Annotated in this window: 15 protein-coding genes; 9 read left to right on the top strand and 6 right to left on the bottom strand. The window is 71.8% G+C overall.

What is annotated here, in order from left to right:
- Nucleotides 1-13: 13 nt before the first annotated feature.
- Together Ari01nite_RS13310 and Ari01nite_RS13305 are read left to right on the top strand one after the other, a co-directional pair.
- Entirely contained in the window at nucleotides 14-787 is a 774-nt protein-coding gene (locus Ari01nite_RS13310) for a cyclase family protein (RefSeq protein WP_203781515.1), read from the top strand.
- A complete protein-coding gene (locus Ari01nite_RS13305) occupies nucleotides 784-2400 on the top strand; it encodes a thiamine pyrophosphate-binding protein (protein WP_203781514.1) in 1617 nt (538 codons plus the stop codon). Before Ari01nite_RS13310 ends, Ari01nite_RS13305 begins: the two co-directional genes overlap by 4 nt.
- Here the strand turns inward: Ari01nite_RS13305 and Ari01nite_RS13300 are convergent.
- Nucleotides 2397-3098, bottom strand: a complete 702-nt coding sequence (locus Ari01nite_RS13300; RefSeq protein ID WP_203781513.1) for a GAP family protein — start codon at nucleotides 3096-3098, stop codon at nucleotides 2397-2399. The genes Ari01nite_RS13305 and Ari01nite_RS13300 overlap by 4 nt on opposite strands.
- Nucleotides 3099-3216: 118 nt before the next feature.
- On the opposite strand from Ari01nite_RS13300, the gene Ari01nite_RS13295 reads away from it, so the two are divergent.
- Nucleotides 3217-4389: a sensor histidine kinase gene (locus Ari01nite_RS13295; RefSeq protein WP_203781512.1), complete on the top strand. Its 1173-nt coding sequence runs from the start codon at nucleotides 3217-3219 to the stop codon at nucleotides 4387-4389.
- Entirely contained in the window at nucleotides 4386-5033 is a 648-nt protein-coding gene (locus Ari01nite_RS13290; protein ID WP_203781511.1) for a response regulator, read from the top strand. The genes Ari01nite_RS13295 and Ari01nite_RS13290 overlap by 4 nt, the downstream gene beginning before the upstream one ends.
- Before the next feature lie 3 nt (nucleotides 5034-5036).
- Here Ari01nite_RS13290 and Ari01nite_RS13285 read toward each other — a convergent pair whose 3' ends face one another.
- On the bottom strand, nucleotides 5037-6413 hold the full coding sequence (locus Ari01nite_RS13285) for an APC family permease (protein ID WP_203781510.1): 1377 nt from the start codon (nucleotides 6411-6413) through the stop codon (nucleotides 5037-5039).
- Between the two features lie 55 nt (nucleotides 6414-6468).
- Between Ari01nite_RS13285 and Ari01nite_RS13280 the strand changes: the two genes are divergently transcribed.
- Both Ari01nite_RS13280 and Ari01nite_RS13275 read left to right on the top strand, forming a co-directional pair.
- Nucleotides 6469-6891 carry a universal stress protein gene (locus tag Ari01nite_RS13280; protein ID WP_203781509.1) on the top strand — a complete coding sequence of 141 codons (423 nt, stop codon included), beginning with the start codon at nucleotides 6469-6471 and terminating at the stop codon, nucleotides 6889-6891.
- Nucleotides 6892-7207: 316 nt separating this feature from the next.
- Nucleotides 7208-8206 carry a pectate lyase family protein gene (locus Ari01nite_RS13275; protein ID WP_203781508.1) on the top strand — a complete coding sequence of 333 codons (999 nt, stop codon included), beginning with the start codon at nucleotides 7208-7210 and terminating at the stop codon, nucleotides 8204-8206.
- 430 nt (nucleotides 8207-8636) lie between these two features.
- On the opposite strand, the gene Ari01nite_RS13270 is transcribed toward Ari01nite_RS13275, so the two are convergent.
- Complete coding sequence (locus Ari01nite_RS13270) at nucleotides 8637-9134, bottom strand: GNAT family N-acetyltransferase (protein WP_239162721.1); 498 nt, start codon at nucleotides 9132-9134, stop codon at nucleotides 8637-8639.
- Between the two features lie 71 nt (nucleotides 9135-9205).
- Here Ari01nite_RS13270 and Ari01nite_RS13265 point away from each other — a divergent pair, with 71 nt between their 5' ends.
- Complete coding sequence (locus Ari01nite_RS13265) at nucleotides 9206-9868, top strand: ribonuclease FAU-1 family protein (protein WP_203781507.1); 663 nt, start codon at nucleotides 9206-9208, stop codon at nucleotides 9866-9868.
- Here the strand turns inward: Ari01nite_RS13265 and Ari01nite_RS13260 are convergent.
- A complete protein-coding gene (locus Ari01nite_RS13260; RefSeq protein ID WP_203781506.1) occupies nucleotides 9775-10086 on the bottom strand; it encodes a hypothetical protein in 312 nt (103 codons plus the stop codon). The two genes, Ari01nite_RS13265 and Ari01nite_RS13260, sit on opposite strands and share 94 nt — an antisense overlap.
- A 262-nt stretch (nucleotides 10087-10348) precedes the next feature.
- Here Ari01nite_RS13260 and Ari01nite_RS13255 point away from each other — a divergent pair, with 262 nt between their 5' ends.
- Nucleotides 10349-11884, top strand: coding sequence for a glycoside hydrolase family 43 protein (locus tag Ari01nite_RS13255; RefSeq protein WP_203781505.1), 1536 nt, complete (start codon nucleotides 10349-10351; stop codon nucleotides 11882-11884).
- Entirely contained in the window at nucleotides 11881-12915 is a 1035-nt protein-coding gene (locus tag Ari01nite_RS13250) for a LacI family DNA-binding transcriptional regulator (protein WP_239162720.1), read from the top strand. The genes Ari01nite_RS13255 and Ari01nite_RS13250 overlap by 4 nt, the downstream gene beginning before the upstream one ends.
- Here the strand turns inward: Ari01nite_RS13250 and Ari01nite_RS13245 are convergent.
- The gene (locus tag Ari01nite_RS13245; RefSeq protein ID WP_203781504.1) at nucleotides 12907-13899 is read right to left on the bottom strand and encodes a small ribosomal subunit Rsm22 family protein; all 993 of its coding nucleotides are present in this window, start codon (nucleotides 13897-13899) and stop codon (nucleotides 12907-12909) included. The genes Ari01nite_RS13250 and Ari01nite_RS13245 overlap by 9 nt on opposite strands.
- Nucleotides 13900-14024: 125 nt before the next feature.
- The gene (locus tag Ari01nite_RS13240; RefSeq protein ID WP_203781503.1) at nucleotides 14025-14450 is read right to left on the bottom strand and encodes a helix-turn-helix domain-containing protein; all 426 of its coding nucleotides are present in this window, start codon (nucleotides 14448-14450) and stop codon (nucleotides 14025-14027) included.
- Between the last annotated feature and the right edge of the window lie 189 nt (nucleotides 14451-14639).

Below are 14639 nucleotides of genomic sequence, written 5' to 3'. Positions count from 1 at the left end.
CAGAATCGGCACCGTGAGCATCCTCCAGGCACTGGTTTCCGCAATCCGTGGCGGCAGCGTCGAGGTCCTCGACCTCACCGCGCCACTCTCCGGCGACACGCCGATCCTTCTGCTGCCCGAGCCGTTCGCCAACACCATCCCGTTCCGGCTCGAGGAGATCAGCAGGTACGACGACCGGGGGCCGGCCTGGTACTGGAACAACATCCACACCGGCGAGCACACCGGCACCCACTTCGACGCGCCGATCCACTGGGTCACCGGCCGGGAGCAGGACGACGTCTCGCAGGTCAGCCCGCAGCGGCTGATCGCGCCGGCCGCGGTCATCGACGTGGCCGAGCGGGTCGCCGCCGATCCCGACTTCCTGCTCGAGGTCGACGACATCCGGCAGTGGGAGGCGCAGCACGGCCCGCTGCCCGACGGCGGCTGGCTGCTGCTGCGCACCGGCTGGGACGCCCGGTCCGGCGACCAGCAGGAGTTCCTGAACGCCAACGAGACCGGCCCGCACACCCCGGGCGTCTCGGTCGAGGCCGCGAAGTGGCTGGCCGAGGAGTCCCCGGTGATCGGCATCGGGGTGGAGACGGTGGGCACCGACGCGGGCGCGGCGCACTCGTTCGATCCGCCGTTCCCGTGCCACTCGTTCCTGCTCGGGGCCGGCAAGTACGGCCTCACCCAGCTGCAGAACCTGCGCCACCTGCCGCCCACCGGCGCGGTCGTGGTCGCCGCGCCGCTGCCGATCGTCGGCGGCTCGGGCAGCCCCACCCGCGTGCTGGCGCTCGTGGAACGATGAGCGGCACCGTCGCCGAGGTGGTCGGCGCGACCCTGGCCGGGCTCGGCGCCGACCACGTGTTCGGCGTGGTCGGCAGCGGCAACTTCCACGTCACCAACGCCCTCGTGGCGGCCGGGGCGCGCTTCATCGCCACCCGGCACGAGAGCGGTGCGGCCACCGCGGCCGACGCGTACGCCCGGGTCAGCGGCCGGGCCGCCCTGGTCAGCGTGCACCAGGGCTGCGGGCTGACCAATGCGATGACCGGCATCGCCGAGGCGGCCAAGAGCCGGACCCCGATGGTGGTGCTGGCCGCCGAGGCGACCGCGCCGGCCTCGAACTTCCGGGTCGACCAGGAGGCGCTGGCCCGCGCGGTCGGTGCGGAGAGTTTGCGGGTACGCGGCGCCTCGACCGCGGTGACCGACGCCGCGCGGGCCTGGCACCTGGCCACCGGTGACCGCCGGACCGTGCTGCTCAATCTGCCGCTCGACGTGCAGGCCCAGCCGGCCGAGTTGGCGCCGCCGCCGGTCGCGCTCGCGGTGCAGCCGCCGCGCGCCTCCGACAATGCGGTCGCCACCCTGGCCGGGCTGCTGACGAACGCCCGGCGGCCGGTGTTCATCGCGGGCCGCGGCGCCCGGGACGCCCGCGCCGAGATCGAGGCGCTCGCCGACGGGTGCGGCGCCCTGCTGGCCACCTCGGCCGCGGCCAAGGGCCTGTTCGCCGGCAGCCCGTGGGACCTGGACGTCTCCGGCGGGTTCGCCACCCCGCTGGCCGCCGAGCTGATCGGGCAGGCCGACGTGGTGGTGGCCTGGGGCGCGTCGCTGAACATGTGGACCACCCGGCACGGCGCACTGCTCGGCGGCGGCGCCACGGTCGTGCAGGTCGACCTCGATCCGGCCGCGCTCGGCGTGCACCACCGGGTTGACCTGGCGATTGCCGGTGACGTCCGGTCCAGCGCGGTGGCGGTCCGCGCCGCCCTCCCCCAGGAGTCGGCCGGCTATCGCACCGGGCCGCTGCGGGCGACCCGGTGGCGCGACGTGCCCTACCGGGACGACGGCGACGACCGGCTCGTCGACCCGCGCACGGCCAGCATCGCGCTCGACGACCTGCTGCCGGCCGAGCGGGTGATCGCGGTCGACTCCGGCAACTTCATGGGCTACCCGTCGATGTTCCTGTCGGTGCCGGACCACCGCGGTTTCTGCTTCACCCAGGCGTTCCAGTCGATCGGGCTGGGCCTGGCCAGCGCGATCGGCGCCGCACTGGCCGCGCCGGACCGGCTGCCGGTGGCGGCGTGCGGCGACGGCGGTTTCCTGATGAGCATCGCCGAGCTGGACACCGTGCGCCGGCTCGGCCTCGGCATGCTGATCGCGGTCTACAACGATGAGGCGTACGGCGCCGAGGTGCACCACTTCGGGCCGGGCGGGCACCCGCTGGACACCGTGCGCTTCCCGGAGACCGACCTGGCGGCGATCGCCCGTGGTCACGGCTGCGCCGCGCTCACCGTCCGCAAACCCGCCGACCTCGGCCCGGTCAAGGAGTGGGTGGACGGCCCGCGCGGCGTGCCGATGGTGCTGGACCTGAAAGTGGCCGCCGGCCACCCGTCCTGGTGGTTGGCGGAGGCCTTCCGCGGCCACTAGGTGCCGACGAAGCCCAGCGCCACCGCCGCGTCCCTCGCCAGCAGGAAGCCGACGATCCCGACGATCCACGACACCGCGTTGCTGCGCGCCATCCAGTCGCTGAACCGGGTGAGCACCGGGATCACCCGGTCCCCCGCCGCCATCCGGGCCAGCATCAGCACCAGCGCCGGGAGGATCATCACCACGCAGTACCCGGCCATCACCAGCGCGATCTCGGCCGGGGCCAGCGACGACGTGGTCATCAGCCCGATCGCGGCCAGGTAGGGCAGCATCGTCGTCACCTCGAGCGCCGCCGCGGTCAGCGCCAGCCCGGCCAGCGCCGTGACCCCGCTGCCCTCGGCCATCGTGCGTTCCCGCCAGCGGGCCACCCGGCCACCGCCGGGCTGGGTCTTCTTGTTCTTCCGGTCCAGCCGGAAGCTCAGGAAAAACAGACCCACGCCGAGGACGAGCTGCGTCCAGCGGGCCGGCTCGGTCTCCAGCACCCGGGTGATCTGCGGCAGGAAGGCGTCGGCACCGAGCGCGACGGCGACCCCGACCACGAAGTAGAACGCGGCCACCGTACCGAGGAAGACCAGCATCCGGCTGACCCGCACCCGGCCGGGGTGGATCAGCAGCCAGGCCGGGATGAGCAGGGTGCCGAAGCTGGTCGAGTCGATCAACGCGAGCACGACGAGCGAGCCGAGGAGAGCAAGATCCATGATTCAAACCATCCGGTACGCGGGCCGCCCGGCGCGTCGGCCGAAGGATGTCCGAGGCTCGGTCGCGTACAACCTTTGACGGACGCCGCCCTGGTCCGGCGCGTGATGGGATGGGTCCGTGACAATCGCCGGGCTCGTCGAGCGGTGGCGCGGCAGCGAGCGGCTCCAGGACCGCACGGCCGCGGCCGGCACGTTCGCGGCCGGCGCCGTGTTCAACCTGGTCGGCCTCACCGGCATCTGGGGCGCGCCCCGGTTCGACGGGCCCGGCTGGGCGCACACCGTCCTGCTGGCCGCCGGCTGCCTCGCCATGCTCGGCAAGCGCCGGCACCCGATGCGCGCCCTCGGGGCCGGCGCTGTGGTGGCTGCGGCCGACCTGGCCGTCGGCGGCAGCATCGCGATGGTCCTGGTCGTCTTCGACCTGATCTTCTCGGTCGGGGTGTTCGCCACGGCCCGGGCCCGGCACGCGGTCACCACCGTGGTGTTCGTGCTGATCGGCACCGCGAGCGTGGTGGGCGGGCTGGCGGCCGGCGAGTTCCGGATCGCGGTCTTCATCGCGCTCCAGCTGACGACGCTGCTGTTCGTGCCGCTGTGGTGGGCGGCCAACATCCGCCAGCAGCGCCGGCTCGGCCAGCTGGCCGCCGAGCGGACCGCGCGCGAGGCCGTGGTCGCCGAGCGCGCCGCGATGGCCCGCGACCTGCACGACGTGATCGCGGCCCACCTGTCGACCACGGCCATCCATTCGGGCGCGGCCCTGGCGGCTCCGCCCGACACCGAACGCGACCGTGCCGCGCTCCGGGCGGTCCGCACCAGCAGCCTGGCCGCCCTCGAGGACATGCGCTCGATGATCATGCTGCTGCGCGCCGACGCGGCGCCGGCGGCCGATCCGGCCCTGCCCGGCGGCCTGGACCGGCTGCCCGAACTGGTGGACGCGGCCACCGCCGACGGGTTGCGGGTCGAGGTGCACACGAGAGACGTGCCGGAGCTGCCGGTGCTGGTCGGACAGGCCACATATCGGATCGTGCGGGAGGCGCTGACCAACGCGCGCAAGCATGCGCCGGCTTCACACGTACGGCTGGATGTGAAAGAGGCCGGGGCGACGGTGAGCGTGACCGTGACGAACACCCTGACCCGCGCCGGTGGCCTCGGTCACCAGGCGCTCAGCGCCGGAACCGGCCTCACCTCGATGCGCGAGCGGGCGGCGCTGCTCGGCGGCGAGCTGACCGCGGGGCGCGAGGGCGACCGGTGGCGGGTGCACGCGACCCTGCCGTTGCATCCCGAGGAGCTGTCATGATCCGGGTCCTGCTGGCCGACGACCACGCCGCGATCCGGGCCGGCCTGCGGCTGATGCTGGAGCAGGCCGGCGACATCGAGGTGGTGGCCGAGGCTGCCGACGGCGCGGTGGCGATCCGGCAGGCCACCGCGCTGCGCCCGGACGTGGTGCTGATGGACATCCGGATGCCCGGCACCGACGGCATCAGCGCCACCCGGGTGATCACCTCGGCGGGGCTGGCCGACGTGCTGGTGCTCACCACGTTCGACGTGGACGAATACCTGTTCGGCGCGCTGCGCGCGGGCGCGGCCGGCTTCCTGCTCAAGTCGGTGGAGCCGGGCGACCTGGTCGCTGCGGTACGCCGGGTCGCGGGTGGCGACGGCGTGGTGGCGCCCGAGGTGACCCGGCGGCTGCTCGCGGCGTTCGCCACCGCCGGTCCGGCGCCGGCCGCCGCGCGTACCACCCCTGCTTTGGAAAGCCTGACCGCCCGGGAGCGGGACGTGCTCGCTGCGCTCGGCCGAGGTCTGTCCAACGCCGAACTTGCCACGTCCTTCGCGATCAGCGAGGCGACCGCCAAGACGCACGTGTCCCGGGTGCTGGCCAAGCTCGGCTGCACCTCCCGGGTGCAGGCCGCCATCCTCGCCAAGGAGTCCGGGCTCGCGTGAGGGTCAGGTCTGGCGCTGCAGCTGCCGGTTAGCGAGCCAGGTGACCAGCCAGAGCACGACGCCGATCACCAGCAGGATGCCGGCCACCCGGTAGTCGTCGCCGGACCGGCCGGACAGCGGGCTGGCCAGGTACGCGCAGACGATCGCGCCGATCACCGGGATCGCCGTGGGCGCCTTGAAGTGCTTGTGCTCCACCGGATCGCGGCGCAGCACCAGCACCGCCACGTTGACCACGGTGAACACGCAGAGCAGCAGCAACGAGGTGGTGCCGCCGAGCGCGGTCAGGTCGGCGAACCAGATCAGCCCGAACGCGATCACGGTGGTGAACACGATGCCCACCCACGGGGTCCGCCGGGTGCGGTGCACCTTGCCGAGCGCCTTGGGCAGCACCCGCTCATTTGCCATGCCGTACAGCAACCGGCTGGCCATCAGCATGTTGATCAGCGCCGAGTTGGCCACCGCGAACATCGTGATGAAGGCAAAAATCCAGAGGGGGAACGCGGCGGCGCCCGCTTCGACGACCTTGAGCAGCGGGGCATCGCCCTCACCCAGCTCCTCAGGTGTGACCAGCGCCACCGACGAGATCGACACCAGCACGTAGATCAGGCCGGTGATGCAGAGCCCGGCCAGCATCACCTTGGGGAAGATGCGTACCGGATCCTTGGTCTCCTCGGCCATGTTGACCGAGTCCTCGAAGCCCACCATGGCGAAGAACGCGAGGGCGGTGGCCGCGGTGACCGAGAAGAACGGGCTCTCCCCCTCGGCCGACTTGAAGTCGGTGAGCCGGGACAGGTCGCCGTCGCCGCCGCTGAGCGCCCACGCGCCGATGCAGATGACGATCAGCAGGCCGGACAGCTCGACGACGGTCAGCAGCACGTTCAGCTTCACGCTCTCGCCGACGCCGCGGAAGTTGATCAGGCCGATCAGGGTGATGAACCCGAGCGCCACCGCGGTCAGCCCGATGCCCTCGCCGAGCGTCAGGTCGAACGCCTCGCCGAAGTTCTCGGCGAACGCCTTGGACGCGCTGGACGCCGAGGTCAGGCCGGAGCACATCACCGCGAAGGTGACGATGAACGTGAGGAAGTGGATGCCGAACGCCTTGTGCGTGTAGAGCGCGGCGCCGGCAGCCCTCGGGTATTTGGTGACCAGTTCCAGGTAGCTGAACGCGGTGAGCAGCGCGACCAGGAACGCGATGAGGAACGGCAGCCAGACGGCGCCGCCCACCTCGTTCGCCACCCGGCCGGTGAGCGCGTAGACGCCCGTGCCGAGAATGTCGCCGACCACGAACAGCAGCAGCAGCCCGGGCCCCATGACCCGCTTGAGGGCCGGCTCGCCCTCAGTCTCTTCCCTCGTCACGGCGCCCGCCGTCTCGTCCGCCATATCCGGAGCGTGGTACAGATTGCCTGATCTGTCGAGTCGAGACACACTGCGAGACATGCGCATCGTCGTTGCCGCCAAGCCCGGAGCCGATCAGCCGTGGATCGCCGACGCGGTGATCGGCCTTGCCAAGCAGACCGGAGCCACTGTCGCGGTGGTCGCCGCGGACGAGGTGGAGCTGGAACGCTTCGCCGGCGCGCCGCGCGAGGTGTTCGCCGACAAGGCCCGCGAGTCCGCCGAGGCGCTCGCCCGGCGCATCGCCGAGGCCGGGATCGAGGTGGTCACCACGCTGCTGCCCGGGCGGGCGGTGCCGGCGATTCTGGGCTTCGCCGAGCGGGAGCGGGCCGACCTGATCGTGGTCGGGTCGAGCCACCACGCCAAGATGACGGAACGCCTGCTCGGCAGCGTTCCGCTGGATTTGATCAAGCAGTCCGCCCGGCCGGTTCTGGTGGTTACTCACCCGGCCGCGGCGGCGGGTTGATCGCGACCTTGCCTACCGCCGCCGCGGTGGGTTGCCCGCCACCGTCGCCGCGGGTTGCCCGCCACCGTCGCCGGGGTTGCGGAAACCACTGCAAATAACCTGCAAACGCCAAAGTCTTAACATCGATGGTTATCTGTGTTCCCCTGTTAACGGGAAAGCGCTTGCCTAGGTAACACCGGCATAGGGGCCACATCGGTCCGCGGTGACGCAAGTCGTCCGTGACCGTGCACGGTCGCGTGCCGGAAGTGCCGCGACGCCCTCCATCCGTTCCCCGGAGCGCCGCGGTCTACACCCCCCACAGGACCAAGGAGAAACCATGCGCAAGAACGTGCGCCGTCTCGTCCTCGGCGCCGGAGCAAGCACCATCGCGCTTGCCGTCGTCGGCGCCGGCCTCACCGTCGCCAACCTGGCGAGCGCCGAGGCCGAGGCCACCGCCGCTGCACCCAGCATCCTGCAATCCACCGTGCACGTGGGCTGGGGTACGCAGAACGGCGGCACCTCCGGTGGCGGCAGCGCCGCCACCACCACGGTCACCAGCGCCTCGGCGCTGACCTCCGCGCTCAGCTCGACCGCGGCGGCCAACATCCGGGTGTCCGGCACCATCTCCTGCTCCGGCATGCTGCGGGTGCGGTCGAACAAGACCATCATCGGCAACTCCGGCGCCACGATCTCGGGCTGCGGCTTCAACATCAACGGTGACCGCAACGTCATCATCCGCAACCTGACCTTCCGTGGCTGGGGCGACGACGCGATCAACGTCCAGGAGTCGGCGACGAACATCTGGATCGACCACAACAGCTTCACCAACGGGTACGACGGTGCCGTTGACATCAAGCGGGGCTCGGACTTCATCACCGTGTCGTGGAACCACGTGTTCGGCCACGACAAGTCGATGCTGCTCGGCCACAGCGATGACAACGCCAGCCAGGACCGTGGTCACCTGCGCGTGAGCTACCACCACAACTACTTCGACGGCTCGAACCAGCGTCACCCGCGGGTTCGGTTCGGCAACCCGGTCCACGTCTTCAACAACTTCTACCGCAGCAACGGTGGATACGGCGTGGCGTCGACCGAGGGCGCCGGCGTGCTGGTCGAGGGCAACTACTTCGAGAACGTGGACGACCCGTTCCACCTGGGCGAGGGCGACTCCGGCCCGGGCACCCTGGTCGCGCGCAACAACCACTTCACCGGCTCGGGCTCGGGCCAGCAGGGTGGCAGCGTCGCCAGCATCCCGTACTCCTACAGCCTGGAGGCGGCGTCCAGCATCAAGTCGGTCGTGTCCTCGGGCGCGGGTGCCGGCAAGGTCTCGCTCTGAGGTAGCCAGCAACAAATGATCAGTGTCAGCTGATCAGTGTCAGCATGCACCAGGCCGGGACCCGTTCCCGGCCTGGTGTTTTTTGGTCGCCGGAGTCGGTGGCCGCGGTCTGACACCCCCGTGCCTCCGCACCCCGCCCCGTGTCTCCACCATCGGCGCCCGCCCCGCCCTCGCCCCGCGGCCGATCTTGTGGAACTGCTGCCCCCCTCGAACGTCCCCCTCGAACACGAACTCCACATTGTCCGGCTGCGCAAGCCACAAGCACGCCCCAAAAAGGTGGAAGGCGGCATTTGTGCAGCGCGCGATGCCGAATCGTGGAACGGCCAACCACACGAGTCCGGGTCACGATTTCGGCGCCCCCGGGACGTGGGCTCGGACCTCAGCCGAATCCGGCCAAATCGACCGGCGAGGGCGGCCGCACGACCACGGCCTATCCGGCGAGAGCCTTGACCAGGAAACGACAAGCGTCCGCCACCTCATGCCGAGCGCCCGAATCATCGAGGTAGTGGTAACGGTCCAGATACTCGCAGCCCACGTCCACATAGCCGAGCCGGCCATAGAGAGCCGCCGCCCGCACGTTCTGATCGTCCACACCCAGCCCGATCCGGACCCGGCCCCGTTCGGCGGCCAGGCGTTCGGCAGCCTGAACGAGGGCCGTACCGGCCCCACGGGACTGATGGGCGACCCCGACCGTCAGCCCGTTGATCTCGGGGCAGTCCGGGAAGCGTTCCCGGACCGCCGGCTCCTTCGGGTGCCACCACAGCTCGCCGGCACCCACCGGTGCGCCGCCCCGGACGGCGACCAGATATGCGCTGCCCGGCCGGGCGAACCGGGCCTCGTGATAGCCGGTCGGCACCGTCTGCTCCAGCAGCCGCAGGTCCGATTCGCGGCAGGGGCGGACGGTCAGGAGATACGGTTCGTCACCCATCCGGCGCACGTTACCCGCCTCGGGCGGGAGGGTTCACCGGGATTTCGGGGTGGGCTGGTTAACCTCGCGGCATGATTCCCGGGGAAACCGTCTACCTGCGCCACCTTCAGCGCGACCAGCTCGGCATGGTGTTTCCGCTGCAGGTCGCCGAGAACCGGAACGACGGGTTTCTGCTGTGGGCGCCGGCCGGCACCCAGGGGTGGCACTTCGACATGCCGGACGGGCGGAACATGAGCGCGACCCCGCTGCCCGAATGGTCCGGGACGCCGCGACGGGTTCCGGCCACCCACCGGATCGACCACGGGCTGCTCAGCTGGCACCCGTGCGGCGCCGACTACTCGATCCGGTGGTTCTTCCGGGCCGACGGCACGTTCTACCGGTGGTACGCCAACCTCGAAGCCCCGTCCGTGGTCTGGCGCGACGCCGGGTTCACCGGCATCGACACCGCCGACTGGGATCTGGACGTGGTGGTCCAGCCGGACCGCAGCTGGGAGTGGAAGGACGAGGAGCTGTTCACCGCGCGCCTGCGGTTCCCGGACGCGTACTGGGTGGACGACGAGGATCGGGTGCGCCGGGCCGGCCGGGAAGTCATCGAGCTGGTCGAGGCGGGGGCGTTCCCGTTCGACGGCACCTGGTGCGACTACCGGCCCGACCCGGACTGGCCGGCCATCTCGGAGGTCCTGCCGGCCGGCGTCGACAGGGTGACGGCCGCGAGAGCCAGCCACGCCACGTAGCTCCACAGGGCCAGCCGCTCGATCAGCCCGATCAGGCTTCCGGCGATCAGCGACGGACCGTCCTGCACATCACCAACGGCGAAGACCAGCACCGCCGCCGTCCACACGCCGAGCAGCCGGCTGGCCAGCGGCCGGACCAGCAACGCCGATCCGGCCGCGAGACTCAGCAGCGCGACCGGGATCAGCCAGCCGTGCCGGGCGTGCACGTAATGGCTCACCATGGTCTCGACCGGGCTCCACGACGGACTACTCAATCGGCAGTAGAAACGCCGACCGCAGCCGCACATCAGAAACTTTCTATTGAACAGCGAAACTTTCCGGACCGAACAGCAAGCCCTCATCCCATCGATGCTCATAAATCAAGGCTGATAGAGACGCATACCGAGGGCGAGATGATCAGCACGGGCCGTTGACCAAATTGATGACCTTCACTAGCCTGCGGAGGAAACGTCCTCGATCTGTACCAGAAAGTTTCCAGATATGACCCGATCCCTCCCGGGCTGGCCGAACGGGACCTTCACCAACCCGGTGGTCGCCGGCATGTATCCGGACCCCAGCATCTGCCGGGTGGGCGAGGACTACTACCTGGCCTGCTCCAGCTTCGAATACTGGCCCGGCGTGCCGATCCTGCACAGCCGCGACCTGGTGCACTGGGAGCAGATCGGCAACGCCCTCGACCGGCCCAGCCAGCTGCGCATGCCGGCCGCCACGGCGTCGTCCGGCGGCATCTACGCGCCCACGCTGCGGCACCACGACGGGCGGTTCTGGCTGATCGTCACGAACGTCGGCCCCGGCGGCGGCACCATCATCTGCACCGCCACCAACCCGGCCGGGCCGTGGTCCGACCCGGTGCCGGTGCCCGGCGTCACCGGCATCGACCCGGACCTGGCCTGGGACACCGACGGCCGGTGCTGGTGCACGTACGCCGGCATCGAACAGGTGCGGATCGACCCGTGGACCGGGCAGGTGTTCGGGCCGCCGCAGCGGTTGTGGTCGGGCGCGCCCGGTGCGCAGGCCCCGGAGGCGCCGCACCTGTACCGGGTCGGCGGCTGGTGGTACCTGCTGATCGCCGAGGGCGGCACCGAACGCGGGCACGCCGTGTCGATCGCCCGCGGCCCGGAGCCGTACGGGCCGTTCGAGCCGTCGCCGGCCAACCCGGTCCTGACCCACCGCGGCACCCACAAGCCGATCCAGAACACCGGGCACGCCGACCTGGTCGAGGCACCGGACGGCTCGTGGTGGATGGTGCTGCTCGGGGTACGGCCGGGCGGCGGCACCCCGGGCTGGCACGTCCTCGGCCGGGAGACGTTCCTGGCCCCGGTCAGCTGGGTGGACGGGTGGCCGGTGGTGGGCGAACTGGCCCCGGTCATGACGGCGCCGCCGTGGCCGGCCCGGCCGGTCGCCGCGCCGCCGCCCCGCGACGACTTCGACGCCGACCGGCTGCACCCGCGCTGGGTCTCGGTGCGGTCCCGGCCGCGCAAGTACTGGTCGCTGACCGAGCGGCCGGGCTGGCTCACGCTGCACGCCCGGGACGAGTCGCTGGACCGGCCCGAGGTCACCTTCGTCGGCCGCCGCCAGCAGGACCCGTCCTGCGGGGTGCGCACGCTGATCGACACCGGGGACGGCCGCGGCGGGCTGGCGATCCGCCTCGACGAACGGCACCACTACGAGATCGAAGCGGGCGGCGGCGAGGTGCGGGTGATCGCCCGGATCGGCTCGATGCGGTGGGCGGTGGCGACCCGGCCGGTGTCCGCCACCCGCGTGCGGCTCGGCATCGACGTGCTGGCCGCGCCGGCCGAGTACTGGCACCCGTGCCAGGAGCCGGACATCGTACGGCTCGGCGTCGAGCATGCCGACGGCGTCTACGAGGTGCTCGCCGAGCTCGACGGCCGCTACCTGTCCACCGAGGTGGCCGGCGGTTTCACCGGCCGGGTCATCGGGATGTACGCGGCGTTCGGCACGGTCCGCTTCGACTGGCTCGACTACGAGCCGGTCGCCGCTAAGCTGTCGCCGTGACCGAGCCAGTGGCCGAAACCGTCGCGCCGGACACGCCGGTGACGATCTCCTTCATCGCCGAGTCCGCGGGCGTGTCGGTACCCACCGTGTCCAAGGTGATCAACGGCCGGTCCGGGGTGGCCGCCGACACCCGGTCCCGGGTCGAGGCGCTGATCAGCCAGTACGGCTACCGCAAGCAGACCTCGCCGAGCCGCAGCAACACCATGGAGCTGGTCTTCGACGACCTCGAGCACCAGTGGGGTCTGGAGATCATCCGAGGTGTCGAGCGGGTCGCCCGCCGGCAGCGGGTGGGCCTGCTGCTCACCGAGTTCGGCCCGCAGCACGGCGGCCTGCGCTACTGGATCGACGACACGCTCGACCGCCGCCCGGCCTGCGTGGTGACCGTGGCCCAGCTCTCCGACGAGCAGCGCGGCCGGCTGCGCGCCCGGGGCATCCCGTTCGTGGTGTTCGACCCGACCGGGGAGCTGCCCGAAGACGTGCCGTTCGTGGGCGCCACCAACTGGGCCGGCGGCCGGTCGGCCACCCGCCACCTGATCGAGCTGGGGCACCGCCGGATCGCGATGGTCGGCGGCCCGGACGGCGTGCTGTGCTGCCGGGCCCGGCGCGACGGCTACCGCTCGGCGATCGAGGCGGCCGGGCTGCCGGTCGACCCCGGCCTGGTGGTGCTCGCCGACCTGCACCGCGCGGGCGGGCACGCGGCGGCGCTCGACCTGCTGCGCCGCCCGCACCGGCCCTCCGCGATCTTCGCCTGCAACGACCTGCAGGCGTTCGGCGTGTATCAGGCCGCCCGCACGCTCGGCCTGCGCATCCCCGACGACCTGAGCGTGGTGGGCTTCGACGACCTGCCGATCACCGACCTGGTCGACCCGCCGCTCACCACCGTGCGCCAGCCGCTGCTCGAGATGGCGTCGGCCGCCACCGAACTGGCGCTGGCGCTGGGCCGCGGCGAGAAGGCGACCCAGCCGCGCCTCGAACTGGCGACCACGCTCACCGTGCGGGCGAGCACCGCGCCGCCGGCGTCCTCACGCTGAGGTGCCGGCCGGCGGCCAGGCGTCGCCCCACGCGGCGTCGCGGGCGGCCCGGTAGAGCGGGCCCTCGCGCTTCGACACGATCCGCGGCGCCACCTCCTCCGGCCGGCAGAGCTGGAGGGTGACCATGCCCTTGCGGAACGCCGGATGCCGCAGCACGCGCCCGCCGGGCCGGTCGCCGGTCGCCTCGGTGGCGGCGGCCACGAACGAGAACTTCTCGTCCTCGTGGCCCAGCTCGCCCTGCTTGAGCCGGCGGTGGATCGCGCTCCGGTTGACCCGGGCGGCGAAGTGGCACCAGTCGCGGGTGCCGGCCAGCGGGCAGTCGTGCTGGTGCGGGCACGGCGCCACGACGGTGAAGTCGTACTTGATCAGCGCCGACCGGGCCTCGAGGACGCGCTCGTGTCCGGCCGGGGTGCCGGGCTCGACCACCACCAGCAGCCGGGCCGCGCGGGCGGCCCGCTCCAGCAGGCGGTCGCGGGCCTCCGGGGCCAGTTCGCCGAGCACGTAGGACACCGTCACCAGGTCGGCGGCCGGCAGGTCGTCCTCCGTATCGGCCGACCAGTGCTGCCACGCGGCGGCCCGCAGCGCCGGCCATGGCGCCAGACCAGCCAGCTTCCTACCGACGTCCAGGGCACCGGCCACCTGGTCGAGCACGGTGACCCCGGTCAGGCCCGGGTAGGTCTCGGCGGCCGCCCAGGTGGCGGCGCCGGTGCCGCCGCCGACGTCCAGGTGGGTCCGCGGGTCGAAGCCGGGGAACGACTCGACGACCTGGCCGAGCGCGGAGCGGACCGCGGCGAAGGTGGCCGGCATCCGGTAGGCGGCATACGCCGCCACGTCCAGTCCGGACGCCATGATCGGCGCGGTGGGTGGACGGCCGGAGCGGTACGCCTCGATGAGCCGTCCCACGGACTGTGCGAGCCGCTGCCCGGGCACCCCCTCGACCGCGGTCACCAGGCCGGCCCGCAGCTCCGCCGGCAGTTCCACCATCCGTAGGTACCTCTTCCGCCGGTCGGCATTTCGTGCGGTGGCATTGTCCCACGCGTCGAGAATCCGACGATGTGCGCATGACGAGACGGGCGGGCGCCGCCGCCGCGACCCCCGCCCGCATACCGTCAGTCCTGCTTGTCCAGGTCGACGCCGACTATCTCGGCGTACCGGCGCACCACCAGGATCGGGAACCGGCGGTTGCCGTGTTCGCGCTGGTCCAGCCAGAAGGGTGACACGCCGAGCCGCTGGGAGATCTGCGGCTGGGACAGGCCCAGGTCCTCGCGGGCCTGTACCAGGGTGTCCAGCGGCACGCCGTCGGCCAGCACGCACGGCAGCGCCGGCAGCGCACCGGCCAGGACGCCGAGCTGGTAACCGATCGACACGGCGCTGGCCCGGTCCCGGGCGCCGAGCTGGGAGTACAGGATCCGCAGGCGGTCCTTGACGGTGTTCGGAGAGACGTGCGCGCGACGGGCGATCTGGATGGTGCTGTCGCCGTCGGCCACGGCCTCCAGGGTGAACTGCATGGAATCGGGCAGGACGGGGTGGATCATGACGTCACCTCGCAACGGTGGCCGACCCACGCCGATCACCCGCGACGGCAATCCGGGACCGGCCGTCAATTGAATCGGACGTCATCACTCTCACCCTTGGGCGCCACCACCCGCCGCCCACCGAGGTCGTCGGTGGGCGGCGGCGGTGGAGGGGAGCTAGTCGCCGGAGGGCGCGGTGATCGTGACACC

This window comes from Paractinoplanes rishiriensis, from assembly GCF_016862375.1.
Classification (GTDB): domain Bacteria; phylum Actinomycetota; class Actinomycetes; order Mycobacteriales; family Micromonosporaceae; genus Actinoplanes; species Actinoplanes rishiriensis.
This window is presented reverse-complemented; position numbering and strand designations above follow the sequence as displayed.